Source organism: Anaerolineales bacterium (assembly GCA_003105035.1).
Lineage (GTDB): Bacteria > Chloroflexota > Anaerolineae > Anaerolineales > UBA4823 > FEB-25.
In genome coordinates this window covers 69591-96381 of the sequence record PQAL01000043.1, presented here as the reverse complement: position 1 = coordinate 96381, position 26791 = coordinate 69591, and the positions used below count along the sequence as shown (strand labels likewise).

General features: G+C 53.5%; 22 protein-coding genes. 11 read left to right on the top strand and 11 right to left on the bottom strand.

Translation table 11 applies throughout. The features are described 5' to 3' along the window. Positions 1-58: 58 nt before the first annotated feature. The 4 genes from C3F13_19020 (at position 59) to C3F13_19005 (ending at position 4485) form a co-directional block, all read left to right on the top strand. Positions 59-733: a hypothetical protein gene (locus C3F13_19020; GenBank protein ID PWB49493.1), complete on the top strand. Its 675-nt coding sequence runs from the start codon at positions 59-61 to the stop codon at positions 731-733. Between the two features lie 69 nt (positions 734-802). Beyond that, positions 803-1336 carry an ADP-ribose pyrophosphatase gene (locus C3F13_19015; protein ID PWB49492.1) on the top strand — a complete coding sequence of 178 codons (534 nt, stop codon included), beginning with the start codon at positions 803-805 and terminating at the stop codon, positions 1334-1336. A gap of 54 nt (positions 1337-1390) precedes the next feature. Then, positions 1391-3250: a thiamine pyrophosphate-binding protein gene (locus C3F13_19010; protein ID PWB49491.1), complete on the top strand. Its 1860-nt coding sequence runs from the start codon at positions 1391-1393 to the stop codon at positions 3248-3250. A gap of 155 nt (positions 3251-3405) precedes the next feature. Next, positions 3406-4485, top strand: a complete 1080-nt coding sequence (locus C3F13_19005; GenBank protein ID PWB49490.1) for a dehydrogenase — start codon at positions 3406-3408, stop codon at positions 4483-4485. A 303-nt stretch (positions 4486-4788) separates the two neighbouring features. Here C3F13_19005 and C3F13_19000 read toward each other — a convergent pair whose 3' ends face one another. The 11 genes from C3F13_19000 to C3F13_18950 all read right to left on the bottom strand — a co-directional run bounded on the left by C3F13_19000 (position 4789) and on the right by C3F13_18950 (position 16151). Next, a complete protein-coding gene (locus C3F13_19000) occupies positions 4789-6315 on the bottom strand; it encodes a hypothetical protein (protein ID PWB49489.1) in 1527 nt (508 codons plus the stop codon). Beyond that, positions 6312-7685 carry a hypothetical protein gene (locus C3F13_18995; GenBank protein ID PWB49488.1) on the bottom strand — a complete coding sequence of 458 codons (1374 nt, stop codon included), beginning with the start codon at positions 7683-7685 and terminating at the stop codon, positions 6312-6314. The genes C3F13_19000 and C3F13_18995 overlap by 4 nt, the downstream gene beginning before the upstream one ends. A 229-nt stretch (positions 7686-7914) precedes the next feature. Beyond that, entirely contained in the window at positions 7915-8433 is a 519-nt protein-coding gene (locus tag C3F13_18990) for a hypothetical protein (protein PWB49487.1), read from the bottom strand. Between the two features lie 21 nt (positions 8434-8454). After that, complete coding sequence (locus C3F13_18985) at positions 8455-8769, bottom strand: hypothetical protein (GenBank protein ID PWB49486.1); 315 nt, start codon at positions 8767-8769, stop codon at positions 8455-8457. After that, positions 8762-9517, bottom strand: a complete 756-nt coding sequence (deoC, locus tag C3F13_18980; GenBank protein ID PWB49485.1) for a deoxyribose-phosphate aldolase — start codon at positions 9515-9517, stop codon at positions 8762-8764. The genes C3F13_18985 and deoC overlap by 8 nt, the downstream gene beginning before the upstream one ends. A 15-nt stretch (positions 9518-9532) precedes the next feature. After that, entirely contained in the window at positions 9533-10045 is a 513-nt protein-coding gene (gene lepB / locus C3F13_18975; GenBank protein ID PWB49603.1) for a signal peptidase I, read from the bottom strand. Positions 10046-10228: 183 nt separating this feature from the next. Continuing rightward, positions 10229-11605 (bottom strand): ribosome biogenesis GTPase Der, encoded by a 1377-nt coding sequence (locus C3F13_18970; protein ID PWB49484.1) that lies wholly within the window; start codon positions 11603-11605, stop codon positions 10229-10231. 9 nt (positions 11606-11614) lie between these two features. Further along, the gene (locus tag C3F13_18965) at positions 11615-12907 is read right to left on the bottom strand and encodes a hypothetical protein (protein PWB49483.1); all 1293 of its coding nucleotides are present in this window, start codon (positions 12905-12907) and stop codon (positions 11615-11617) included. Continuing rightward, positions 12908-13771, bottom strand: a complete 864-nt coding sequence (locus C3F13_18960; GenBank protein ID PWB49602.1) for a TIGR00159 family protein — start codon at positions 13769-13771, stop codon at positions 12908-12910. Positions 13772-13876: 105 nt separating this feature from the next. Continuing rightward, positions 13877-15010 carry a dephospho-CoA kinase gene (locus C3F13_18955; protein ID PWB49482.1) on the bottom strand — a complete coding sequence of 378 codons (1134 nt, stop codon included), beginning with the start codon at positions 15008-15010 and terminating at the stop codon, positions 13877-13879. 253 nt (positions 15011-15263) lie between these two features. Beyond that, positions 15264-16151: a DegV family protein gene (locus tag C3F13_18950; protein ID PWB49481.1), complete on the bottom strand. Its 888-nt coding sequence runs from the start codon at positions 16149-16151 to the stop codon at positions 15264-15266. A 429-nt stretch (positions 16152-16580) separates the two neighbouring features. On the opposite strand from C3F13_18950, the gene C3F13_18945 reads away from it, so the two are divergent. From C3F13_18945 to C3F13_18915, 7 genes are all read left to right on the top strand, one after another. Next, positions 16581-17759, top strand: coding sequence for a hypothetical protein (locus tag C3F13_18945; protein PWB49480.1), 1179 nt, complete (start codon positions 16581-16583; stop codon positions 17757-17759). A gap of 190 nt (positions 17760-17949) precedes the next feature. After that, positions 17950-18852: a hypothetical protein gene (locus tag C3F13_18940; protein PWB49479.1), complete on the top strand. Its 903-nt coding sequence runs from the start codon at positions 17950-17952 to the stop codon at positions 18850-18852. 642 nt (positions 18853-19494) lie between these two features. Continuing rightward, positions 19495-21294: a peptide ABC transporter substrate-binding protein gene (locus C3F13_18935; GenBank protein PWB49478.1), complete on the top strand. Its 1800-nt coding sequence runs from the start codon at positions 19495-19497 to the stop codon at positions 21292-21294. A 290-nt stretch (positions 21295-21584) separates the two neighbouring features. After that, positions 21585-23348 (top strand): peptide ABC transporter substrate-binding protein, encoded by a 1764-nt coding sequence (locus tag C3F13_18930; GenBank protein ID PWB49477.1) that lies wholly within the window; start codon positions 21585-21587, stop codon positions 23346-23348. A gap of 56 nt (positions 23349-23404) precedes the next feature. Then, the gene (locus C3F13_18925; protein PWB49476.1) at positions 23405-24502 is read left to right on the top strand and encodes a peptide ABC transporter permease; all 1098 of its coding nucleotides are present in this window, start codon (positions 23405-23407) and stop codon (positions 24500-24502) included. 2 nt (positions 24503-24504) lie between these two features. Next, on the top strand, positions 24505-25788 hold the full coding sequence (locus C3F13_18920) for a hypothetical protein (GenBank protein ID PWB49475.1): 1284 nt from the start codon (positions 24505-24507) through the stop codon (positions 25786-25788). After that, positions 25788-26789, top strand: coding sequence for a dipeptide/oligopeptide/nickel ABC transporter ATP-binding protein (locus tag C3F13_18915; protein PWB49474.1), 1002 nt, complete (start codon positions 25788-25790; stop codon positions 26787-26789). Before C3F13_18920 ends, C3F13_18915 begins: the two co-directional genes overlap by 1 nt. The last annotated feature ends 2 nt before the right edge of the window (positions 26790-26791 follow it).

Here is a 26791-nt window from a genome sequence, read left to right as displayed (position 1 = left end):
GACATGCTAATCATTTGCCCGGCACTGCCTGGCCGTGGGTGAAGGAGACGATAATCTTATGAACCGCACTACCACTCTACGTACGTTCATTCTGCTTGTGCTGGTTAGCATCCTGATGGTCGGGCTGACCTCCTGCAAGCTCCCCGCCTCAAAAGGCCCAGAAACTAGCAGCAGTGAATTCCCGGTACCAGAAGCGAGCCAGGGAACAGGCGGTAGTATTGATGTGTCTGCCTTCGCTACCCAGACAGCCCAGGCACTACCAGGCTTCGCGACCGTGACGCCAGCAGCACCCGGACAAATTCCCACGACCACACCGGTCAGTCCATTTGCAACGAGTGTTCCGCCCGCTCCAGTGGCTACTGACACGCCCGTAACCTATGTACAGGCCACACCCGGAGGGCCACCCGATAGCTATACGCTGGCGCAGGGTGAATATCCTTTCTGCATCGCCCGCCGCTTCAATGTAGATATCAACGAGCTGCTCAGCCTGAATGGACTCTCGGGTAGCTCATACACCTATGCGGGGCAGGTCTTAAAGCTCCCCCAGACGGGTAACACTTTCGCAGGAGACCGGGCGCTGAAGCCGCATCCTGACTATTATAAAATCCAGTCAGGTGACACGCTCAACACGATCGCCTGCTCTTACGGAGACGTCTCACCCGACATGATTGCCCTGCAGAACAGCCTGCAATCGGGTGATTTACCGGCCGGAGAAGTATTGATCATCCCCTAGGAACCATACCGACACTTGCGAAGGTTTAAACACATCCTGTTTAAACCTTCGTAGTTTTTAAGGAGCAAAATGATCGTAGAGACACTCAACCAGGAAACCGTCTATCGGGGGCGGGCATTCAACGTTCGGCGCGACCAGGTGCGCTTCCCAAACCAGTACAGCACGCCCCTGGATATTATTGAACATCCAGGGGCTGTCACCATCCTGCCAGTGGACGCGGCCGGTAGGATCCTGTTCGTTCGGCAATACCGGCATGCCACCGGTAAGGAGCTGCTCGAGCTGCCAGCCGGCACGCTGGGTGCAGGGGAACCGCCGGAAGTGTGTGCCCGGCGGGAGATCCGCGAGGAGACGGGCTTTGCGGCAGAGAACCTGGTGAAGCTGGGAGAGTTCTTCCTGGCACCAGGATACTCCACAGAGTATATGTACGTCTATCTAGCCACGGGGCTCTCCCCAGACCCGCTACCTGGAGACCAGGACGAATTCCTGACCCTTGAAACCATCCCGGCTGAGAAAGCCTACGAGATGGCAGCCCAGGGAGAACTGATGGATGGAAAAAGCCTGGCTGCACTACTGCTGGCCAGGCAGGCGCTGCGCCAACCCTAATTAAATCGGTGTCTTCTACAAGGCATGGAAACAAGCAGATAGGAATATAAAGCCATGATTTCTTCGACCAAGCCAACCCACGAAGAACTTACCCGCCAGCGAGTGGAGCACTCCGAACTTTTCAGCAGGGGCAACCTACCCAACCGGCTCAGCCTGACCCTGTCGGAAGCACTGGTACTTGGCCTGCTCAAACAGGATGTGAAGGTCTTTTTCAGTGTCTTTGGACATGGCTCTACCGAAGTCGGTGAAGTGCTGCGCACCTACCAAGAAGCAGGACTGCTGCACGTATATGGATTGCGCAGCGAGATTGAAGCATCTCACGCCGCAACTGCACTACGCTGGGTGACTGGTGAAAAGGCAGCGGTGGTCACTTCTATTGGGCCGGGTGCATTGCAGGCCATAGCAGCCTCATTGGTACCAGCCTCCGATGGTATTGGCGTTTGGTACCTGTTTGGCGATGAGACCACGGAGGATGAAGGTTTCAACATGCAACAAATCCCCAGGCACGAGCAGGGCCTGTCCTTAAAATTGGCCGCAAGCATGGGGCAGGCATACAGCCTGCATACGCCCCTGGCACTGCCCACTGCCTTGCAACGCGGTGCAGCAACGGTCGGTCATCCATACCGGCCGGGACCATTTTACCTGTTGCTGCCGATGAACACCCAGGCAGCCTGGCTGACCGATTTCAACCTGCGCGAGCTGCCTGAAGCCCAGCCGATACAGCTGGGAGCAGCGGAAGGTGATTATGCCCAGGCAGTAGAATGGATCAGCGAAGCCGATAGGATGGTCATCAAGGTGGGCGGTGGAGGGCGAACCGCCGGGCAGGAGCTAACCCAACTGCTGGAGGCTGCCGGCGGGGTGCTGGTGCACACACCGCTCACCACTGGCTGCATCCCCTACAGCCATCCGCAAAACATGGGGGTTGGTGGCTCGAAGGGCTCCCTGTGCGGCAACTTCGCCATGGAAAATGCCGACCTGTTGATCGCCATTGGGACCCGGGCAGTGTGCCAATCGGACTGCTCGCGCACGGGCTACCCACATGTGAAGCGGGTAATCAATATCAACGCCGATATCGAGGATGCCACCCACTATCACCAGACTCTGGCCCTGGTGGGCGACGTACGAAGGACTTTGCAGAGAGTAATCCAGGCGCTTGGCCCCATGCAAATGATAAAGGGTGAGTGGCTCCAGGCCTGTACAGAGCAAAAGCTTGCCTGGCAGTGCATCAAGCAAGTCCGCAGGCTTAACCCGGTCATCCCAGATAATTACTGGGGTAAACCCGTGCTGACCCAGCCAGTAGCCATCATGATTGCCACTGACTGGGCAAAATCCAAGGGGGCTGTCTGCTTTTTCGATGCTGGAGACGTGCAAGCGAACGGTTTCCAGGTGATAGAGGACGATAACCCGCAGCAAACATTTAACGAGTCGGGTGCTTCCTATATGGGCTTTGCAGTCTCAAGCCTGCTTGCCACGGGCGCGGCAGAAAAACCGTTTTACGGGCTTGCCCTGACCGGCGATGGATCCTTCAGCATGAACCCGCAGATCCTAATCGATGGGATGCAGCACGAGGCACGCGGATGCATACTGCTGCTCGATAACGGGCGGATGGGGGCGATCAGCGGCCTGCAAGAAGCGCAGTATGGGGTGGGCTTTGCAACCTGGGACACCCTGAAAGTTGATTACTTAGCCTGGGGCCGCAGTATCCCGGGTCTACTCGCCCTGGATGGGGGGAGTACGCCAGAGTCTTTACAAGGTGCCCTTGAGCAAGCCGGGGAGCATTTTGGGCTGTCATTAATCCACATCCCCGTTTATTATGGAACAAATCCGCTAGGGGGAATGGGAGTGTACGGCCGCTGGAATGTGGGTAACTGGTGTGACGAAGTGCAAGGCTTGCGGCACGATATCGGTTTATGAAAACGCCGGAGAGCTGCTTTTTAGTGGATTCCATCGTGAATACCCTGAGGGAGGCAGCAGAAACGACGACAGGGAATGGTTATTCAGATTTACTCTGCAATCAAGCACCCAAGGGAATGAAGAGACCGTGCTGAAAGATCAATAGAGGAGCGAATATGGAGGCTATCCGGGTAGCAATCGTCGGTTGCGGGCGAATCTCTGACCTGCACCAGCTGGGTTACCGCCAGCGCACAGACGCACACATCGTGGCGGTGTGCGACACCAACAAGCGGCGAGCGCATAGCAAGGCTCGTGAGTGGGGCGTAGAGAAAGTCTACACAGATTACCAGCAGGTGCTGGGAGATAAAGAAATCGACCTGGTGGAGCTGTTGACGCCCCACCACCTGCATTGCCCGATGACCGTCCAGGCTGCCCAAGCGCAAAAGCACATCTCGGTGCAGAAACCCATGGCGCTATCGGCGCACGAAGCTGACCAAATGATCGCTGCAGCTGAGAAGGCCGGTGTGATGCTCAGGGTGTATGAGACCTTTGTTTATTATGCCCCGGCAGTAAAAGCGCGGGCAATGATTGAGGCGGGCGAGATTGGCGAGGTGCGGGCGGTGCGCATGCACGTCAGTACCGGCACGGCCGACACCGCCTGGAAGGTGCCGCTTTCGGCCTGGGTGTGGCGTTTCAATGAGAAGCAGTGCGGTGGCGGGCCACTGGTCTTTGACCATGGCTACCACCTGTTTTCGCTAGGGTATTACCTGGGTGGACCAGTGGAAAAGGTGTTTGCCTGGATCGACCAGACACCGGTCAGGGAAGCCGGTGGGATGGTCAAGGTTGACGCCCCAGCCGCGATCATATTTCAATACAAAGCTCCCCGATGCTACGGGCAGCTGGACATCGAATACACCCCGAAAATGCGGATCCATTCGGATTACTATGCCGACGACGACCGCATCGAGGTCATTGGCGAGAAAGGAATGCTGTTCATCAACCGCTATACCGCCAGGACGGTCGATCTTCCCGAGCTGGTCCTTTTCAAGGATGGCAAAACGACTCCCATCCCGGTTCAAGGGGTGGAGTGGCATGACAGCTTCATCGCCACCACGGTGGACGGCATTGAAAAACTGATGGCAGGTGAGCAACCCAGGCTGGATGGAGCGACTGGGAAGGCGGTATTGCAGTTCACCCTGGCCGCCCTGCAATCCGCAGCCAGTGGGCGGGAGGTGCGGCCTGACGAGGTGGGGTGAGCAAACGCAATTGAAGATCTATCAGCGATGATATTAAACCTATTGAAGAATGAGAGTGATATCCCCTCCAACCTCCCCCAATTCCAAAAATCAGGAATTGGGGGAGGAATTAATTAAAACCAGGCGCAAACCTTGCAGCTGTATAACGCCCGAGGCAGATACACTAAACAAATGAATGAGAAAGAACGGGCTGTAATAAAAGCTCGTTATATTGATATAGGGGCGATGCATTCAGGTCTGATGATATATCAACTACCAGCACGATCTGAATGCTTCACCCCAACCACCAATATGGAAAGATCCTCACTCACTGGATAATATCCGGCGGGCGACCTTCTGAGCACCGGTCATCACATTAATCACGGCACCACCGCTTTCACTTTGAGCGCCGATGAACCACAAACCCGCAATGGGCGTCTTATGGGCAGGAGGCTGGTTGCCCATCACGGGTGGTACACCGCCGAAGGAGTGATGTTTTAGGTGGGTGCGCGCCCGGTAATCTTCCGGGGTGAGTACCAGGCGGGTCAGGGTATGTTCCCGCAGCCCTGGGATGTATTTCTCGGCTTCCGCCACCAGCTTGTCGGCCAGCTCCTCCCGGCGTGATGTCCAGCTGCCAACTGCCAGCGTATCGGGGGCAACGGTGTATATCGTCACCGCATATTTTCCGGAGGGTGCAAGCGAGGGGGAATGCAGTGAGGGGACATAGATCAGCAGGCCTTCCTTCCCTTCGTGATATTCACCGGTGCGCAGGCGTTTGACCGAGCCTTCCAGGTCATGAGTGTTATAGTAATAGCACAGCGCAGCAGGCTGGTAGCGAGTGGGGTCAAAGTCGATCCCCAGCTGGACCATGAGCACCGACTCCATCAGCAGGTTGGATTCGATCTGCTTGATGAAATCAGCCGACAGGTGTTGGCGCCCCACCAGGTCAAAGAAGGTCTCCTGCATGCCACCTGAGGCCAGCACCAGATCGGCTGGCTCGATATGCCCATCCGCCAGCTCCACGCCGGTGGCGCGCCCATTTTCAATCAGGATGCGGTTGACGGTGGTATTGGTCAGCAGTTTTCCACCGTTTTCAAGCACCACTCCCATAACGGCATCGACCAGGGTCTGGCAGCCACCCAGGATGTAGGTGTAGGCTGTTTGAGCACTGCGCGTGCTGGGATAGGTTGGGATGCGCTTGTCGAAGGCGGTCTCCAGATGGATGGAAGGAACGCCAAGGCTAGGAAACTCACTGGGGGCGGTGACGAAATCGGCCACAATGCCCAGGAATAAGGTTTTGAGCTCTGGCGATGTGAAGTAATAATCCATGAGCTGGCCACCATTCCATTTAGCCTTGCCCTTGACCGGCTGAAAAGCCAGCCACAATTGTAATTTCAGCCAAAGTCCGGCCAGACCACGGGCACTCTCCGCCTGGCGGGCAATGCCCATCAGCTTGATCATCTGGTCATAAAATTGGTAATAGCGGTTAAGTGCCTGGCTCTCGCTGGGGAACAGCTCTTTCAGGCGCTCCCTTCTCCAATATGGGCCCTGGTAGTCTTTGGGTTTCCACAGGGCAAATTTTGGCATGGATAAACCCCGGTCTTCATGTACCGCCGGAACACGCTGGCTGACACCCAGCTCTTCCAGGATGATACGGCCTTTATCGCCGGGAGCAAAGCCTTCCACCAACAGCGGGCCAATATCCCAGCCGAAGCCTTCCTGGTGGACAGTGGCGGTCACCCCACCGGGTGCATCGAATTGCTCATAGACGACCACCTCGTGACCGGCCCTGGCAAGGTACGCCCCTGCCGTCAGCCCCGACATGCCTGAACCGATGACGACAACCTTCATACGACCTCCTGCAGGCTGGCAGCTTTTTTCTCGGCCAACTCCTTGACCAGGGCGGCATGACTCAGGCGGGTGATGGGATACCAGATCAGCAATGGCAGGCTGATCAGGATCACCACGGCAGGCACGATGGAAAAGAAAAGCCGAATACCAAATAACGATTGGGCGGTCTGCTCGACGTTGGGCACATAGCCAAACAACCCCAAAGCCCAGCCACTGACTGCCACACCCAAGGCGCTGGTGAACTTGGTCAGGAATGCCCACAAGCCGTAATAAATGCCTTCACGGCGCTCCCCAGTCATTTTTTCATCATATTCGACCACGTCGGGCAACATGCTCCACGGGCAAACCCATTGGGTGGAAAAGCCGATCCCGGCCACCGCGGCGATGAGATAGATCAACGGGGTGGGTTCATGGGGCAGGAAGAAACCGGTCATCACCGCCAGAGAAGCGATGAACAACCCCAAGGCGTAGGTCGGTCCCTTATTGATGCGATCGGAGATCATCCTGGCAGGGACGAGGAAAAGGCCGATCATGACCAGCATGACCAACAGCACATAGGAGACCTGATCACCCATGTTCAGCTGGTAGGTGATGAAGTAAGCCACCAGGGCGGTGAGCACGGTAAAGCTGAAACTGCTCAGGATAAAAGCAATCATCAGGATAATGAATGGCTTGTTTTTAAATGCGGTAAAAACCGCCTTAAATGCAGGCAGCTTGGATGGCTCGCCGGCTAATTCGGGGTGTTCTTTGATGGAGAAGGTTGTGATCAGGGTGGTGGTAATGGCTACGAGACCGAAGACCGCACCCGTCGCGCTCCAGGCCTGTTGCATACTCAACCCGGTTGATTCAAAGATGCTGGCCAGGATGGTGGTGAGGGCAGCCCCAAGGATGTAGCCCAAAACGCTGAAGATCATGCGTATGGATGTCAGGCTGGCGCGCTCGTTGTAATCACGGGTCAGCTCGGGGGTGAGGGCATAATACGGCGTGGTGGTCATGGTGTGGAAGGTGTCTACCAGCAGGAAGCTGACCAGGACGGCGAAGAAAGCTGCGGCACCGGTGAGCCCCTGCGGCAATGAAAACATGATCCAGGCGGCCAGGCCGAGCGGTACCGCACCAATCACCATGAAGATCCTGCGGCGTCCAAAGGCTGCCCTGGTCCGGTCAGACCAGTAGCCAAAGAGGGGATCATTGAAGGCGTCCCAGGTAAGTTTTCCGACCATCAATGCCAGGCCAGCCAGAGCCGGATCGATTCCTGCGACATCGGTGTAATAAAAAAGCAGGAAAAATTGGATTGCCGAAGTGATCAGGGCAAAGCCCAGGTCGGCTAAACCGTACTTGAGCTTAAAGCCAAGGGAGAGTTTTTGATCCATAGCGAGCCTCGATTCAATTGAGGATAGTTGGAAAGGATGAGCAATCCAATCAGGATATTATAGTATATCCATCAGGGAAGGAGATCTACCATCACTGGATGGAGCATGATTAGCCCAAAAAATAATCGGCATCCCCATAGGAAGGCACGATATATAGCCAAACGGGGTGGCCTTTTCAAAAGAAGGCAGATGAACCTACGGCGAAAAGGATTAATGGCCTGGCCGATCGTTACTTGGTGACGATCAGCGTCTCAAGGAAGGAACGATTAAGTAACATCACCGGCGATTCGATCTTTAAATCGGGGTAGAGAGGCGCAGTGAGGGATGCCTCGTACAGGAAAATAAAATTGCTCGTTCCTTCAGCAATTAATGCGGGAAATTCGAAACGCCCTGACCACTCAATAGTGGCAGTAATGTCATAGGTACGGGTCGATATTTGGACCGGGTAGGGGATAAGGCGCTGGTAGCCACTCCTCAAGACGCCCTGCAAGCCCATATACTCACGCTTACGCAAGCTGACCACGGCGATCTCAGAGCGCACCATGTACAGCTGGGCAGTGTAATTCACCACACTGGCTGGTTTGTGAATCGGCGCAATACTGGCGTCATTGACCTCAATGAACGAGGTGGTCGTATCGGTAAGCATGCCTACCAGGCCACTTTGGATGACCTTGATCTGGCCAAAAATGTAGTGGCTGGTGGTCAATATCTCGGCGGGGATGAGGCGGTTTGGGATCGGCGAGACCATCACGTAGCTCCGAATTTAGGTTTAGCTGTGGGGTTGAGGTCGATTCAAATTGCGAGGCAAATGCTTGCGCCGCGGTTTCTTTTTCCGGCCCGTGGTTGGGCTGAGCAACATGTTCAACCAGCTCACCGCGTGGGTATCGTACTCACGCTTGCCGCACACGTCGCAGACCCAGGAGGGGAAATTCGGCACAGTGATAAGCTCATCGTTCAGCCAGGTGAAATAAGTGAGGTATTCGAGGTGCAACACCCCGGTGTGGCACTCTGGACAGACGTGCAGGGCTTCGGGCTGCTCACCAGCCTGTGATTGCTCAGCCGGACGTTCGGCATCATCACTCATGAACGGCTGCCTCAGCTTCCTGAAGGATCTTCACCCCGGCACTGGCACCCAGGCGGGTGGCACCAGCCCTGATCATCGCCAGGGCGTCCGCATAGGTACGGATGCCACCAGCCGCCTTGAGGCCCATTTCGGGACCGATCACACAGCGCATCAACTCCACATCTTCTACAGTTGCACCTGCAGTGCCAAATCCAGTGGAGGTCTTGATGAAATCAGCGCCAGCCGCCTGGCTGAGCAGACAAGCCATGATCTTCTCCTGGCGGGTGAGAAAACAGGTCTCGATGATCACCTTAACCAGCGCACCCTGGTTGTGGGCAGTGCCCGTGACAGCCTGGATCTCGTTCAGCATCAGACCGTAAGCCTCCGACTTGAGAGCTCCGATGTTGATGACCATATCGATCTCTTCAGCACCAGCACTTATGCAGGCTAGGGTTTCATACACCTTATATTCAGGGAGAGTGGCGCCCAGGGGAAAACCCACCACCACGCAGACTTTTTCAGCAGCATTTCTCAGCAGACCACTGGCCAAGGGAACGTAGGACGGGTTGATGCACACGGAGGCGAAGTGATGCTGCTGTGCTTCCTGACACAGCGTGCGGATCTGGGTAGCGGTGGCGTCGGGTTTGAGCAGGGTGTGGTCAATCCAGCCGGCAATTTCCCTGCCCGCAGGTGGAGTGAATGGTGCGGGGGCTGGAGGCAGCTGGTGGTCATAATCCTTCGCTAACGAGATGATGTGGGCCAATTCCATAAGATTGCTCACTGACTATCTGGCGGCACTGACCAGCGGGACATGATCAATCAAACCCCACTCGGGCGGTGGCCAATAGACCAGAACTGCCTTACCGACCACATAATTCATGGGGACCGTGCCCCAATCGTGTGAATCGGATGAATTGTTGCGGTTATCACCCAGGACAAACAGCTGACCTTCCGAAACTTGCCAGGATCCCGGGTAGTTGGTTTGTACCTTCAGATAGCTCTCATCCAAGGCCTGTCCATTGACGTAAACCTCGCCATCCTTTACTTCTACCTTATCGCCCGGTAAACCGATCACGCGCTTGATATATTCTTCACGAGGATCGCGCGGGAAGTGAAAGACAATGATATCGCCGCGCTGAGGCGAGCCCAGCTTGTAACTGATGCGGTTGACGATGACATATTCACCCGAGAGTAAAGTCGGTTCCATGCTGGCACCATCCACCCGGATGCGAGCTGAAATCAGGTTGATGCTGACAAAAAGCACCACGGATAGTACCAGGGTCTCCAGGACATCCACTAAAAAACGGAAAAAGCCAGACCGCTGCTCTTTCGGTTGAGAAATTGAGGGCTCAGCCTCGATAAGATTTCTGTTCAAAATTCCTCCGCGTTCCAGGCATTATAAGACCGGTCTCACTGCAGGACAAGAGCGGGTGGATTAATAATCTGTGAACATCCAGCAGTGCATTATCCCCTGGGCGGGTCATTTTCGGCGCGGACGCAGGACAATACGGATAGGTGTACCTAAAAAAGGGTGCTCCTGGCGAATACAGTTTTCCAGGTAGCGCAGGTAGGTGAAATGGGCCAGCTTGGGATCATTCACGTGCAGGAGAAATACCGGAGGGTCATTGCGAACCTGCGAACCATAGTAGATCCTTAATCCCGCCCCCCCATGGGAAGGGGCAGCATGCCGGTCTTGCGCTTCGTGAATAATGCGGTTGATCTTCGAGGTGGGCAAGCGAGTAAGGCGCTCCTCCTGAACCTGTAAGGCGATTGGCAGTACCTGATCCACACGCTGGCCGGTCTTGGCGGAAATAAAGTGAATCGGCACATAATCCATGAAATTGAGCTCCTGGCGGATATGCTGGGTATAATCGACCATCGTGTGGGTGTCTTTTTCTACCGCATCCCACTTGTTTACCAGTACGACCGAGCTTTTCCAGGCGTCCAAAATGAACCCGGCGATATGAGCATCCTGAGCGGTGAGACCGACGGTGGCGTCAAGGACAAGCAGGACCACATCGGATCGCTCGATGGCCTGCAGGGCACGCAGCACGCTGTATTGCTCCACTCCGGGGATGATGTGCCCGCGACGGCGAATACCGGCAGTATCGATGAGGGTCACGGGCACGTCAGCATAGGTCAGGTGGGTATCGATGGCATCGCGGGTGGTACCGGCAATTGGGCTGACGATGGCACGCTCCTCGCCAAGGATGCGGTTCAGCAAGCTGGATTTGCCTACATTGGGCTTGCCAACAATGGCGATCTTAACCGATTCATCTTCAACTTCCTCACCGTCTTTCTGAATGGCATCGACCAGGGCATCCAGCATGTCGCCCGTGCCCGTGCCGTGCAAAGCAGAAATTGGATAAGGCTCACCCAGGCCAAGCTCATAGAATTCCATAGCAGCCATGCGGCGGGCTTCATTCTCACATTTGTTCACCACCAGGATGACTGGCGGCCGCACCTGGCCATCCACATCGCGCTGATGCTTGCGCAGGATTTGCGCCACTTCATAATCTGCGGGAGTGATACCGCTGTCCGCATCGGTGAGAAATAAAACCGCATCTGAATCCTGGATGGCAATCTCAGCCTGTGCCCGGATTTGCTCGATAAAATCAGCCGAACCGATGGAGAGTGGCTTTTGGCTGCGACCAGTCCCAGTTTGAGTGGGGTCAATCCCGCCGGTATCCACGATGTCGAAGACACGTCCCGCCCATTCGGCTTCCATCACCAGGCGATCGCGGGTGGTGCCAGGGACATCATCCACCACTGCCAGACGTTCTCCAGCCAGGCGATTAAATAAGGTGCTTTTACCGACGTTGGGTCTTCCAACCAAGGCTACAACTGGTTTTGCCATCAATTATCCTCAGGGTACTTTCGTCGCAACCGGGGTTGGGGTAAGGGTGCCGCTTGGGGTAAGCGTTTGAGTTGGGGTGGGTGCAATGTTGATGGTGACAGACACCGTGGCAGGTAGAATCGAGCTGAGGGTCACCCCGGTAGGCAGGATATTCACCTGGGGCGTAAACTGGTAGGTGCCAACTTCATAACCGGTCAGGTCGATCAGCACGCGCACATCGGTAGGGCTGAGGGTATTCAGCACAGGAACCGGCCCGGCCAGGATAACATTCACTACGGGGGGCTCGGAGGTGGCAACCATGCCCGGCGAAAGCCCGATCACTTCGACTGGCAAGGAGATCGCCAGGCTGGATTCAACCATAGCAATACTCACCTGGACGAGCACTTTCGAATCGCCCACCACGGTAATCCCATTGGGAAGGTTCAGGTCGACCAGGGTTTCAAAATCATCCTCTTTGCCGGTCAGATCGATAGGTTGGGTCTCAATATACCCGGGTAAATTATTGACCAGCTCGGGATCTGAAGAGAATACCACCACCCCAATAGGCGAGACAAAAATATTCGTTACCCGGTAACCAGTGGAAACCTGACCTTCAGTGACCGCCCGGACGATCACATAGCGATATCCCCCCAATAAAGTAATGGGCTGTGTCACCAGGACTGACTCGGGAGTAATGGACAAGCCGCTCACCACCTGGCCTTCAGCATCCAGCAGAACAGGCACTTCGCTGCGGATTATGGTATGGCTGGCATTGGTCATATCCAGTGTGATGGCGGCTTGCTGAACTTTTGCAACCAATGACTCGGCCCCAGTCACCGTGATCTGTTCGGGGTTCATGAGCGGCGTTTGTGCCTGGTAACCAACCGGTGGATTACCGGTCACAACCAAATCAACCGCAAATTCCTGCGAGACAATATTATCCATGGCAATGGAAATCTGCTCCGGGTCCTGGCTGATCAGGCGGACCGGATGGGGGGTGATTTGTACTTGGACTGGGAGGGTGTGTGTACCCGCTGCCAAACCCGACAGATCAACCCTGGCAGTCACTGCACTGGAATCATTATCCAATTGCGTCCACACCGAGGAAGGAGCGCGGAGCACTACCGAGACGGTTGAGGGCACATCACCCATAATCTGCAAGCTGGGGTCTTGCCCGATGATCTCAATCGGGACTGGCCGCGCCAGGATGTGCTCCTCGTTCGGGTCGGAGGCAATTACTGCCGAGACCCACACAATGACAGCCAGGATGAAAGCCGTAAGCAGGGTGCTTATATTCTTTGCCAGCCAGCGCAGGATCTTCACTTATTTATCCTCACCCGTGGGCTTGTCATTGCTCGGATAAATGCTTTTAAACCAGTCTGCCAAGCCTTTACGCTCAGCTTCAGGTGAGAAGAATGTCCGTAAAATATTATCTAGGCGCTCGGAATCCAAGCGGCGGATCATGCGGCCGTTATGGACCACCGAGATGGTGCCGCTCTCTTCTGAAACAACCACGACGACTGCGTCGGTAGTCTCAGATATCCCCAGGGCAGCCCGGTGCCGCAAGCCCAGCTGACGGTCGGGAGTATGAGCCAAGACGCCGCTGGCCGAGAGAGGCATCACGCAGGCAGCAGCCACCATACGTGAGCCTTCGATGATGGCTGCGCCATCATGCAGGGGTGTATTGGGATAAAAGACCTGCAGGATCAGCTCAGGTGTCATCTGAGCATCCACGGTGACACCGGTGCGGATGTATTCCTCCAGGTTATCCAGGCGCTGGAAGACAATCAAAGCACCATGGCGGCGGTCAGAGAGGCGGACAGCCGCGTTGACCACGGCGGAGATGGATCTTTGTGTGCCTGGGGAGGCCTTGCCATTGCCAAATATAAATCCTGCTCGCCCAAGGCGCTCCAATGCCCGGCGAATCTCGGGGGCGAAGATCACCGGAATAGCCAGGACCAACGCAGGCAGGGTGGTACGCACCAGCCAGGAAAAGGCCGGCAGGACTTCCATGCTACTTAACAGGCTTCCCAACACCACCAGGACGAGCACACCCCGCAATAACACAACCGCCTGGGTATCGCGCAGAAGAATCAGCAAGCCAAAGAAGATTAACGTGACGATGGCAAGGTCGAGGATACTCAACCAGGTAATCCGGTCGATGATAAAACCCAGGCTTTCAATCAGGTAGCTAAGCAGGTTTTGCACGAGAACCTTGATCCATCCTAAAAAATTCGGTATTTCTCCTGCGTCGAAGCTTATTCACGTTGGAAAGCAGGCAGGAACGGTGGGTCAAACAGGACGCAGCACGCGATCCTTGCGTAATTGTTTAAAGTACATGGACTCCCCTTTTCCAAGGGTCTCTTGAGCTGCTTCCTGCCAGGCACGCACACCTAATGATTCGATGGTGCACATCTCGTACCCAAGGGAAGTCCAGATGTCTTCCTGAGCGGATAATTCGGGGGGTAAAAAGAGCAGGGCAATCTCACACTGCAGATCACGGGAGGTCGACTCGATTTCTTTTAAGAGCGCCTGCATGGCGTCTGAGAGAGGCTGCCTGGGATCGATATACACATCGTCGGTACGCTCAACCAGATTTTCTACCTGCCAGCCTACCACACCCACCGGAGCCCCATCGATCTTGAGGAACAGGAAAGCTTTTTCACCGAAAGCAGCCATGATGTCTTCGTCGGTGGGCTTGTTGCGACCGTTGCTTAGCTGGCCAACCAGAGCGGCAATCTCGGCGGCATGACGCGGGCGGGCTTTTTCCACCAGCATGACGCCCTTGGGGGCGGTGATGGGCTTATAGATACCCGAATCGAAGGAAGGGAAGAGCACTTTCCAGGCACGCGTGACCTGCTGCCAGGTCTCTTCAAATGAGCCTTCATTTTGGATGACTATATCGGCAGCCTTAACTTTCTCTTCTTGCGCTGGCTGTGAATTAATACGCTGGTGGGCAACCGCCAGGCTGAGGCCCCGTTTTTGAGTGAGGCGGGAGATTTGGGTCTGTTTTTGCGTGTAGGTCACCCAGATGGTATCACATGCCTGGCGTAGGGGACCTTCCAGCAGCTTGATGGCCTCGATCACGATCACCTTTTGCGATGAACGGCGGATCAAAAGGTCAATGGCCTGGCGTACCAGCGGGTGGACGATGGATTCGAGCTGCACCAAAGCATCAGGATCGGCAAACACCACCCGGGCTAGCTTGGCCCGATCGACCTGGCCATCGGGGCCCAAGATCCACTTGCCAAACGTATCTAGCACCGGTTTATACCCAGGGGCATCCCTGGCGATGGCCCGATGACCGAGCGCATCGGCATCAATGCCATAAGCACCAAGATGCTCAAGCATCTTGCGCACGACGCTTTTGCCGGTAGCGATATTACCCGTAAGACCGATAACGAATTTTCCTGGCCAGGCACTCATCCTGCCTCCCGAAACATGTACTCATTTTAGTCGCGGTAAGAAAGAATGTCAAAGGTTCTTGCATAAATAATAGAAACCGATTGGCATTAACGTAGATATGCAGGAAAAATGCCACTTCAAGGACAATTAAGGTTCGACGAGCGGATCCCCACAGAGAAGGATGCCAGATACCCTCATCATAAAAAAAGTCACAAGCGCGTGGCTTTGTGGAATGGGGTCGATCGCTTTTTTGAAAATTATTAGTGGGGTTGCTTCAGGAGGTGCGCTTGTCACCCAAGAAAAAGAGGGCGACTGTGCCAGGACCGGTATGGGAACCGATAACCATGCCAACGCTGTTGACCATGACCGAATCATTCATCCGAGGAAATTTCGCTTCGATCAACCGGGCAACTTCACGAGCATCATCAATGCATGCAGAATGGCTGATGAAACACTTTCCAGAATACTCCAGGCCATCCTGGGCATGCAGCTCCATCATGCGGACAATTTCGCTGATGACATGCTTTTTCCCACGGACCTTCGCCCGGGGAATTAATTTACCCTCATCGTTCATGTTCATCAGCGGACAGATGTGCATCAGGGTGCCCATGAAGGCAGAGGTGGCAGATAATCGCCCCCCGCGCCGGTAATGGGTGAGATCAGTTGAGAAAAACCAATGATGGAGATTAAGCTTACGCGCCTCAACCCAGGCGTGCACTTCTTCGAGGGTTGCTCCTCCATCGCGCATGTCGGCAGCCAGGTCGGTTAGCAGGCCGTACCCTGATGACGCTCCCAGAGTATCGACCAACAACAGTTTACGCCCAGGATATTTATGCAGCAGCTCTTCACGGGCAAGCAGGGCAGAATTATATGACCCCGATAAACCGGAAGATAAGGAAAGATGTAAAATATCTTGGCCTTGCTGCAGAAATGGCTCAAAAAAGCTGAGGTACTGACCCATATTTACCTGTGAAGTGGTGGGCATCGCCCCTGCAGCAACCCGACGATAAAACTCCTCAAACGGCATGGTCTGGCCCAGGTCATCAGGAAATTCCATCCCATCTATATTAAAGTGGAAACTGGTATAGGGGATGCCTCTCTTGAGCAGATGCTCGTAAGGCAGGTCAACCGTGGAACAGCAGGTGATCAAATAGTCAGGCATAATTTACTCTCATCGAATGAATTTCAGCGATCTCCTGTCCAGATAATCATTCAGGCGCTTGCATTGAACACGGTGTGTTACACGCAAGGTAAATCTGAACGTCTTGTGCGCGTGGCGGATGATTCGCACGTTACGATCGCCTTCAACAGCCCTCGCAGAAATTATATCCTACTTAAATAGCTAGCTCGGTAAGCTTGCAGGGTTAGGAATCGCAATGATTGAGACACAAATGGCTGAAGCGTAGATAGGAACAGAGACATGGAACCGACGGAATAAATAAAAGGCAAGCGGTGTGCTGGTCAGAGACCTGAGATATGAATTAAAATACCCACCATGCACGCACATTGACGAATGTGAAATGCCCTCAAAAGAGTGCACAGGCCACCAGGATGAATATGATCACCCGCATCACCCAGGAAAGAAGCTCCCATGAACACCGAAGTGCCTCATAAAACCTTATATAGCACCACCATTGTTTACTACCTGAGCTTCATCTGCCTGGGTGCAGCCACTGCTGTGCTGGGGCCAACCATCCAGGGGTTGGCGAGTAACACCCATTCCACCCTGGCACAGATCAGCTCCTTATTCCTGGTGGTTTCATTCGGTTACCTGTTGGGGTCTTTTGCTTCGGGAAGGGTATATGACCGGGTGAAAGGCCACCCGGTAATCGGGGCAGCACTGCTCGTACTCGGCGGAATGATGGTCATTGTCCCGCTGGCACAGCAGCTTCTTTTCCTGCAGATCATCTTTTTCGTCATCGGGGTCGTCGAAGGCGTCATGGATGTAGGCGTTAACACCCTGATCGTGTGGTTACATGGTGAGCGTGTACCTCCATTTATGAACGGGCTGCATGCTTTTTATGGGATCGGGACAACCACAGCCCCGCTCATTGTGGCGGCAGTATTGGCCAGTGCAGGATCCCTTAACAGTGTTTACTGGTTGCCGGCGATCGTGATTGTGCTGGTCGGCCTGATCATACCATTCTTACCCAGCCCCTCCCACATCCGGTCCAGGCAGCAAGCCGAAGAACGACCGGCTATTCCAATCCAGGTAGTCCTGCTGACCATCATCTTCTTTGCTTTTACGGGCGCTGAACTAGGGTTCGGAGGCTGGATTTACACGTATTCGACTTATCAAGCCTATGCCAATCCCACGATGGCTGCCAGTATCAATGCTGCCTTCTGGGGAGCATTAACGGTAGGGCGCCTGGTTTCCATTCCACTCTCGGTGAAGCTCAGGCCCCACACCATGCTGTGGATTAATTTCTGCGGGATCATCGTAAGCCTGCTAGTCTTGCTATTTTTCTCATCAAAGGCAACATTCCTCTGGCTCGGAGCCATCGGGACGGGGTTCTTCATGGCGTCAACCTTCCCAACGCTGTTGAATGATGCCCAAAGCAGGATGCATATGTCGGGTAAGGTCACCAGCATATTTTTCGCCGGCTCCAGCCTGGGCAGCATGATCATTCCATGGATCATGGGCCAGCTGATCGTCCCGATTGGATCAGAGGTAGTGATATTGACTGCGCTCGGCAGCGTATTTCTAGCCAGTGCTACCTTTTATATCCTTAATGTCAGACAGCGAACCATACCCTCCATAAACCAATAGCATTTAGAATACTAAGGCTAATTTGAGCGAAGGTTCGGAACCAATAATATCCACACCATGAAGAAAATGATATCCTGTTAATCGGCAAAGATTATTCACAGCAAGCGTAAAAAGGAGTATAAGTATTCATGTAGTGAGGTCTAGCGTATATTTTCATCCGTTCACAAACAATATAATCGAAGGAGGCAGCATGAAATTCAGTTTTGCTCGACTTTTTATCTATGTAATGATCGCGGCACTGCTCTCAACCGGCTGTAGCAGCCCAACGCTGGCTCCAACAAATACCCAGGCACAAGCCAGCCCCTCTGCTGAGCTGGTTGCCACAACTTCAGCGCCGACCATGAGCGAAGTTCCAACAGCCACACAACAGCCGACCGCTACCGCAGCTGACACCAGCACACTCCTCCCAACCGCGGCCATCCCAGCCACACAACAGCCGCTCCCTACTGAAACGCCTGGAGTAACAGAGACCCCGGCAGCTCCTCCAGCCAGTGCGGGTACCTTGGCGACCGCTACCATAAATGAAAACACGAACTGCCGGACCGGACCATCCAGTGATTACACACTAGTCATGGTGTTCATGAGCGGAATAACTGTAAAGATCGTCGCTAACTCCGCTTTTGATGATTATGTGATCGCTGAAGATCCTGCAAATCCTTCCCAATCTTGCTGGTTGTGGACCAAGTACGTCACCATCAACGGCAGCCTGTCCAATCTACCAGTAGCTACTCCCCCTCCACCCCTGGTGAATTTCACTACAGGGTTCACAATGGTCAAAGAATGCGAAGGCTATTCTTTAGAATTCAAGGTCATTAATACCGGCACGAAGACATTGCAAGCCTATACCATTGTAGCGAAAGACATCACCGCGCATACCCAGCAGACAACCTCCAGCATGGTATTTGACCTGGTCACGGACTGCACAATTGAGAAGGCAATCGGTTATATTGACCCAGGCAAGGTCGGCTATCTATATGGTAATGATTTTACGTATAACCCTGCAGGTCATTCCTTTGAAGCTACCATAACCATCTGTTCACATAATGATATGACCGGGGTATGCGAGACTCAAGTGATCAAGTTTACCCCTTAGGGGGCGCAGGAGTTAATGATGGTTAATTGGGGCTGCCTCATCAACTTTCGAGGCAGCCCCAATTGATTAATTATGAGTAGTGAATCACGGCGGGTTGGTGATGACCGAAAGATCATGCCTTAACCATGCTTAGAATGATTAAATGACTAGCATGATGTCGATGTACGATCTTTCTGCTTGTTTATTCGGGACGAATATGAAGAAACTTGCTTCATAAGGATAAAAGCTAACCCAAGTCAAGTCCAAAGGGATGGACAACATCTGGCACAATACTTCTTTCGAGCTTTATAGTGATTGGTTGGATCATTAATCTTTCTAAGCAAGTATCGACATTGCAGGAAATTTTTCCTAAAACGACAAAAGCTAACCGGAGTAATCATCCAAGCTGAGAAAAACCCGGCAAATTATCCCCAATCAAAATTCTTTAATCGAATTTACTCGTAATATAGAGTGGTTTTGTCCGATTATTAATCGTGGTTTTATGAAACAATCACCTGTAAAAACCATGATTTACATATAATATCTTTCACATTAAAAATTGCTGGTCAATAAAAAGAGGCGGAAATCTATTGAGCGGCAAGGAAAGTATGAAAGAACGTCCAATAAATTTCTTGGTATAGAGAAAAATCTGAAGGAGGAAATATGAAACAAACTCGCCTGTATTATATATTGGCTGTGTTTCTCATGGCTAGTATGATCCTGTCTGCATGTGCCTCATCCGCCGCTGGCAATGCGACCCCGCCAGGAGGAATCAGCACACAGGCACCCACTCAGGGTGGTGCACCTACCGCAGCCACAACCGAGGCACCTACCACTGCAGCTACTCAATCTGCAACCCAGGCAACCACGCCAGCTGCTACCCAGGCAGGAAACCCTTCAACGAGTGCTAACACAATCATTATCGGGACAACTGACTCGATTGCCAGCCTCGACCCAGCGGACGCATACGCCACGCGTGACTGGGAACTGATTAAAAATATCAGTGAAGGCTTGCTGGTATGGAAACCTGGCACAATCGACCTTGCCCCAGGCTTGGCTACTGACCTAGGCACGGTTTCATCGGATGGGCTGACCTATACCTTCACGCTGAAGGATGGGATCAAGTTCGGTGATGGCACACCGCTCGACGCTACGATCTATGCCCAACAGCTCAACAGATTGCTGACCATCGGGCCGAAATGCCCGAATGACGTAGCCGATTCACTGGCGGTACCGTTTGTTGCTAGCATCACCGCCCCGGATTCCAAGACCATCGTATTCACACTGAAATCACCTGTTGCCTACTTCCGGCAACTCCTGGCAACTTCACCCTACGTAGCTTCCGATCCCAAGACCTTCCCAACCGACAAGTGCGTGCTGTTCCCAACCGCACCGATCTACGGCGTTGGCCCATGGTACATCGACCAATACACTCAGAAGGAGCAGGTGGTGCTCAAACCCAACCCGTACTATACGGGTGACCTGAAGCCGCAAGTGAGCGAGATCATCGTGCGCGATTACGCTGACCCACAGACCATGGCATTAGCCGTGCAAAACGGTGAGATCGACGTAGCCTGGCGTATCCTCTCGCCCGAGCAGATCACACCGCTCAAGAGCATTTCAGGATTGACTGTTGGTACGATCAATGGTGGAGGCATCCGCTACCTGATCATCAACCACACCATGAAACCCACGGATGACCTGAATGTCGATAAGGCCATCGCTGCAGCAATTGACCGCAATGAAATCGTTGATACTGTTTACGGCGGTAATGTGAATCCACTGTACTCAATGGTGCCACCGGGGTTCTTAGGCGCATCCACATCGTTTGATAACATCTATCAAGCACCCAATATCGACCAAGCCAAGAAATACCTGGAGGCTTCAGGCTACTCGACCAGCAATCCGCTAAAGCTGGATATCTGGTATCCACCTGAGCACTACGGGGCTTCGACAGCCGCGGCGATGGAGCTGATCAAGAAACAGCTTGAGGCAACTGGTGAAATCCAGGTCAACCTGCAGTCGCAGGAGTGGAGCACTTACGTGACTGCCCTGACGGGTGGTCAATCCTACTCCGTTGGACTATTGGGATGGTTCTTCGACTATCCTGATTCATCCAACTACCTGGATCCCTTTGTTTACAACAAGGGCGAAGGCACCAATGTTACTGCTCCGACAACCGGCTCAACTTACGGGACCCCGATGAATGACCAGATCAAGCTGCTGGTTGACCTGTTAAGCCAGGCTGATGTTGAGCAGGATCCTGCCAAGCGCACGCAGCTTTACCAGCAAGCGCAGGATCTTTTTGCCAACAATGTGGTCACTATCCCACTCTTCTTCGTGGCAGAACATGTCGTTTACCGATCCAATATCCACGGCTCGAGTACCTATGCAACGCCCGAGACCTTGAACATTGGGCCGAACATCGAGTTCAACTACGCCACGCTATCGAAGACGCCTTGATAGGATATCGAATATAATGAGGAGCGGGCTAACCACCCGCTCCTTTTTTTCATCTGCCATATAATGATGTATTGTGAACCAGGGTCAGTGTTTTGGGGTAGTTAATCATGCACTTATGAAATATGGAACGAATGAAGCATAATTCAGCGTATAATTATCACTTAATCTGTACGGCAGATACCAGTGCAGAATCTGTGACAAGGAGGTGAAGAATCAAGATAAATGCTTCGATTTACGATCAGACATCCGATAATGTTGAACAAAACTAAACACACAAAGAAGGAGAACATATGAAACACAACCGCTGGTTCCAAATTTTCGCCCTCGTCGTATTGGCCAGCATGATCCTAGTAGCCTGTGCTCCGCAAGCCACGCCAACTACCCCGCCAACCGCCGAGCCAACCGTGGCGGCTCCACCAACTGAAGTGCCACCCACCGAAGTTCCACCAACGGAAGTGCCTGCGACTGAAGCACCTACTGCAGAGCCAACCAAGAACACGGTCATCATTGGCGTCACTGATAAACTTGCCAGCCTTGATCCTGCAGATGCCTACGCAATTATGGACTGGGAATCGATCAAGAATATCAGTGAAGGCCTGCTACGCTGGAAACCTGGCACGCTGGACCTCGAGCCAGCGCTGGCAACTGACATGGGCACGATTTCTGAGGACGGCCTGACCTATACATTCACATTGAAGGATGGTATCAAGTTCGCAGATGGAACTCCCCTAGATGCGACCATGTACGCGGCACAGCTTAACCGCCTGCTGACCATCGGCCCGGGAGCCACATGCCCGAATGGTGTGGCAGGTGCATTGGTCACTCCATACGTTCAAAGCATTACTGCTCCCGATGCTAAAACGATCGTCTTCACCCTTAAAAACAAAATAGGTTATTTTGTCCAGCTTTTGGCAACCGCGCCGTATGTTGTATCAGATCCAAAGACGTTCCCCGCTGATACCTGCGTGCTGTTCCCGGAAGCCCCCATCTACGGTGTCGGACCCTGGTATATCTCGCAGTTCACCAAAGATGAGCAGATCGTCTTTGAGCCGAACCCGTATTACACCGGTGACCTGAAGCCGCAAGTTGACCAGATCATCCGCCGAGACTACGCTGATGCCCAGACGATGGCTTTGGCGGTCCAGAATGGCGAGATCGACGTTGCCTGGCGCCAGTTCTCACCCGACCAGATCAACCCATTGAAGGCCATTGAAGGATTAAACGTTGCAACTGTTCCAGGTGGATCAATCCGCTTCCTAATCCTCAACCACACCATGGCACCCACTGACGATCCGAATGTGGTTAAGGCCATTGCCTCTGCGATCGACCGCAACGAAATTGCTGACACGGTGTACGGCGGTAACGTGGAACCTTTGTACTCGATGATCCCATCAGGGTTCCTGGGTGCGGATGATGTCTTCGACACCATGTACGCTGCGCCGAACCTGGACGCCGCCAAGCAATTCCTGGCCGCTTCTGGTTATACCGAGACCAATCCACTCAAGCTTGAGATGTGGTACCCGCCTGAGCACTACGGGCCATCCACAGCAGCCTGGATGGAGTTGATTAAAAAGCAACTGGAAGCAACCGGTGCGATCCAGGTGACCTTGCAGGCCCAGGAATGGAGCACCTATGTTACTGCCCTGACTGGTGGACAAGCTTATGCCGCAGGCGTGTTGGGCTGGTTCTTCGATTATCCTGACAGCTCCAACTACCTGGATCCATTCGTTTACAACGGTGGTGAAGGCACCAACGTCTCCCCGGCTGCTGAGGGTACCGATTACGGCAACCCGATCAACGACAAGGCTAAGCAACTGGTTGACCTGTTAGCCCAAGCAGACAGTGAAACCGACCAAGGAAAACGCGCTGATCTTTACAAGCAGGCCGCAGATATTTATGCTGATCTGGTGGCGTCTGTGCCCATCTTCTTCAATGCAGAACATATTATCTACAGGACCAATATCACGGGTACCAGCACGTTCGCCTATCCTGAGACTTTGAACGTCGGACCCAACATCGAGTTCTACTACTCATTAATCAACAAGACACCATAACCATTACAAACCCAGGGAAGCGGGGAATACCCCCGCTTCCCACCTTTTCTTGATCTATGTCTCCTATCGGTTTTATTGCACTTCTCATCGGTGTTCCGGCCCTATTTCTGCTAGGTTATGTGTTCATCCGTGGCAGTACTGGTCTGCGGCGCTATATTCTGACTCGCATTGTGCTGACCCTGCCGATGGTCCTCATCCTGGGATCGTTGGTATTTCTCATCATGAGGGTGGTTCCAGGCGACCCGGTGCGATCAGCGCTTGGCCCGAAAGGGACACCCGAAATGATCCAGCAGATCCGCACCCAGCTCGGATTAAATGATCCGATGTATGTCCAGTACGGCCGGTACCTGGTGCAATTATTTACCCTGCACTTTGGTAATTCCCTCGTGGGTGCTCACCGGCCAATCGCGGACGAGATGAGCGAGCGGTTCCCGGCAACGTTGGAGCTGATCATACCTGCCTCCATCCTGGCATTGGTCATCGGGATATTCGGAGGTGCACACGCGGCTGCCCACCGCAAGGGGGTGGCCGATTATGGATGGCGTATCTACGCAGTCATCATATACTCACTACCCATATTCTGGTTGGGATTGATGCTCCAGCTATTGTTTGGGGTGAAATTACACATCCTGCCAATCTCCGGCCGGATCGACCCGGTCATCGGCACTACATTAACCCATATTACCAATATCTACACCATAGATTCGATCATTACCGGTAATTGGCTGGCACTCAAGTCGGTGCTGCAGCACCTGGTATTGCCCACGATCACGCTTGGACTAATCCTGTCGGGTATTTTCGTACGCCTCACACGCATCAATGTTATCGAAACATTATCGATGGATTACATATCAGCGGCCCGGGCGCGCGGCATCCGTGAACGTGTCTTGGTTTACGGCCATGCACTTAAAAATGCACTTATTCCCATTATCACATTAATAGGTTTACAGATTGCCATCTTATTGGCAGGTGCGGTTCTAACCGAGACTGTGTTTTCCTGGCCTGGTATGGGCAGTTACCTGGTGGAGCGCATCTCGCAACGAGATTACACAGCCGTACAAAGCACCATCGCGGTGTTCGCCCTATTGGTAGCTATGATCAGCCTGGCAGTGGACGTCATTTACAGCCTGGTTGACCCAAGGGTGAGGTATTAACCATGCACAACGTCGGAAAAACCCCTCCCGAAATTAGCGCCCCAACCGAAACCTGGGAAGTTGAGCTTGAAAAGGTAGGTTTTGTCAGGCGCATTCTCAACGCCAGAAAGTGGTATGGAGCAGATTGGTGGTTCGTAGCAATTTCATCGGTTTTAGTGGTAATTTTTATCATCATTGCCTTCGTTCCTTCATTGTTTGCTCCATACAAGCCGGATGCCATTGTAGGACCAAGCTTCTTGGCGCCCGGTCAATACCCCCCAGTACCTGTGTTGGTCGTATTGAACACGTCTTCGGTCAAGGCCTTAAAAGACCTGGCCGTCACCTCAGACCAATCACGCCCTACGGTAGCAGTCGTCCAGGGAGGTAATACCGCCGGGGCATTAAATACTGCAGCACAGGAAATTGACAACCAGATTAAAAACGAGCCAGGTGGATTACGCTTGCGCCCGGTCATTGACCGCTACGCTACTCTGGATGAAGCGCTGCAAGCCGTGGCAAACGGGACGGACGTCGCGGCAGTTGTCGAATCAGATGAGTTTGCGAGGGTAAAATCCCAATACCCAACCCTTCAGGAGGGGGAAAGTATAGCAGGGGGGGCAAATACATCGGGTGGGTTTATATTAGGCACGAACGATATCGGCCAGGATGTTTTGAGCCGCTTATTATGGGGAACGCGAGTGGCATTGACGATCGGGTTTAGCGCTTCAATTCTCTCCCTGATCCTGGGTGTGCCCTTAGGCCTGATGGCCGCCTTCATCGGAGGGTCGTTTGACCGGCTGATGAGCCTGCTGATGGACAGCATGTATGCCTTCCCTGGCCTGATCCTGGCCATCGCCATCACGGCGGTGTTGGGCCCCAGTGTAGTGAATGTCATTGTCGCCATTGCAGTGCTGTATATCCCCACCTACTACCGGATCGTGCGCGGCCAGGCCCTGTCGGTAAAAGAGGATGTATATGTGGAAGCTGCGCGAAGTATTGGTGCTCGCAATTGGGAAATATTGCAGAAATATATTTTCCCCAACACCATCCAATCCGTAGCCATTATCTTCTCGGTAAACGTGGCAGATGCCATCCTGACCGGTGCCGGCCTGGCTTTCCTGGGATTAGGCTTACCCCCCACCATTGCCGACTGGGGCATTGACCTGGCACGTGGTCAACGCTTCATCCAAAATGCCTGGTGGCTGATCACCTTTCCTGGTTTCACCATCTTACTGGTCGTTCTCGCTTTCACCCTGTTGGGTGAGGGGTTAATGGAGATATTCAACCCCAAACTGAGGCAACGCTAATGCCTGACGATATTCTATATTCCATTCGCGATCTTACTGTAGAGTACCTCACCCGGGCGGGCTCGGTTAAAGCCGTGGACAATGTCTCACTGGATATCCGACGAGGTGAAAACCTTGGCTTAGTGGGTGAATCGGGCTGTGGTAAGTCTACCCTCGGTAAGGCTTTAATGCGCTTACATACTGGGCCAGCTAGAATCACTGAAGGTGAGCTGCTGTTCGATGGTCGCGATTTGATGAAGCTGTCGGAGAAGGAGTTACCGGAGATCCGCGGGGCGGAAATCGGGATGGTATTCCAAGACCCGATGACTTCACTCAACCCAGTCCAGCGCATCAGTGAGCACCTGACCGAAACCATCCAAACCCATGAGCCGGAAGTCTCTGATGCAGATGCAAGGAAACGCGCCGAAGAACTTATCGAGCGGCTAGGCATCCGGAAAGAGCGCATCAGCGAATACCCACACCAGATGTCGGGCGGTATGCGACAGCGAATAATGATCTCACTGGCACTTTCACTGAGGGCAAAACTGGTGATTGCCGATGAACCAACCACTTCTTTGGATGTTATCGTTGAGGCCAAGTTCCTGGATTTACTCAAGGAATTGCAGAAAGAATTCGGCCTGACCATCCTGCTCATCACGCACAACATTGGCGTGGTGGCAGAAGTGGCCGACCGCATTGCGGTGATGTATGCGGCCAAGCTGGTCGAGCTCGGCGATGTAACCGAAGTCTTTGCCAACCCAAGGCATCCATACACCCAGGGATTGCTGCGCTCGGTGCCTAACATCAAGTTGGATGGTGGAGAGCTGTATAAAATGGCAGGGGCACCCCCGGATCTATCACACCCACCTCACGGCTGCCGATTCCACCCACGTTGCCCCTTCGTTATGGATATTTGCCGAGAGCAAGACCCTCCTTTGGAGGATATTGAAGCAGGCCTGTTGGCTGCATGCTGGCTTTACCCTCAGGTAATGGCCAAGAAACAGGAGCAGAGCCATGCCTGAGT